The sequence below is a fragment of the Streptomyces sp. YS-3 genome (assembly GCF_045257485.1).
Taxonomy (GTDB): Bacteria; Actinomycetota; Actinomycetes; order Streptomycetales; family Streptomycetaceae; genus Streptomyces.
Genome location: NZ_JBJHPC010001045.1, coordinates 1 through 1,159 on the forward strand (window position 1 = coordinate 1; position 1,159 = coordinate 1,159).

At 71.6% G+C, this 1,159-nt stretch carries 1 protein-coding gene; it reads right to left on the reverse strand.

Features of this window, described 5'->3' with window-relative positions:
- Window positions 1-42 precede the first annotated feature (42 nt).
- Window positions 43-1,068 carry an ATP-dependent 6-phosphofructokinase gene (locus ACJA3G_RS37365; RefSeq protein WP_358835429.1) on the reverse strand — a complete coding sequence of 342 codons (1,026 nt, stop codon included), beginning with the start codon at window positions 1,066-1,068 and terminating at the stop codon, window positions 43-45.
- Window positions 1,069-1,159 lie beyond the last annotated feature (91 nt).

Genomic DNA, 1,159 nt, shown 5'->3' on the forward strand with positions numbered 1-1,159 from the left:
GCCCCGCAGGGTCTAGGGAACGGGCGGGGTGGGGGGAAACCCTCAGAACACGGACTCCGCCTCGAACACGCGATCCACCGGCACGGTCTTGAGCTCCGTCACCGCCGACGCCAACGGAGCCATCACCACATCCGTCCCCCGCAGCGCCGTCATGTTCCCGAAGTCCCCCCGGTGCACCGCCTCCACCGCATGCCACCCGAACCGCGTCGCGAGCACCCGGTCGTACGCCGTGGGCACACCGCCCCGCTGGACGTGCCCGAGGATGACCGGCCGCGCCTCCTTGCCCAGGCGCCGTTCCAGCTCGATGGCCAGCCGGTTGCCGATCCCGGCGAACCGCTCATGTCCGTACTGGTCGATCGCGCCCTTCTCGTACGGCATGGCCCCCTCCGCGGGATGCGCGCCCTCCGCGACGCAGATCACCGCGAACTTCTTGCCGCGCGCGAAGCGCTCCTCGACCATCTTGACCAGGTCGTCGACCTCGAAGGGCCGCTCGGGCAGACAGATGCCGTGGGCGCCGCCCGCCATACCGGACTCCAGCGCGATCCACCCCGCGTGGCGCCCCATGACCTCGACGACCATCACGCGCTGGTGCGACTCGGCCGTGGTCTTCAGCCGGTCGATCGCCTCGGTCGCGACCATGACGGCCGTGTCGAAGCCGAAGGTGCGGTCGGTCGAGGAGATGTCGTTGTCGATGGTCTTCGGCACGCCGACGACCGGCATCCCGGCGTCGGAGAGCATCCGGGCCGCCGTGAGCGTGCCCTCGCCGCCGATGGGGATGAGCGCGTCGATGCCGTAACGGCGGGCCAGCTCCGCGCAGTTCTCGGCGGCCTCGCGCAGCCGGGCGCGCTCCAGGCGGGCCGAGCCGAGGATGGTGCCGCCGCGCGCCAGGATGCCGCTGACGGAGTCCAGGTCGAGGGGGCGGAAGTGGCCGTCGAGCAGGCCCTTGAACCCGTCCTCGAAGCCGATGACCTCGTCGCCGTGGCCGGTCAGGGCCCGGTGCACGACCGACCGGATCACTGCGTTCAGGCCGGGGCAGTCGCCGCCCGCGGTGAGGACTCCGATGCGCATCGTGACTCAGTCTCCTGCTCTGTGGTGCCGTGCCCGCCGGCCGCGAGGAACCGTGGCCGACGAAACGATTGTCACACGCACCCCGCGGGCC

Excerpts from the sequence above, each read along its gene's own strand:
- ACJA3G_RS37365 (WP_358835429.1), bottom strand. The coding sequence starts at position 1,068 with ATGCGCATCGGAGTCCTCACCGCGGGCGGCGACTGCCCCGGCCTGAAC.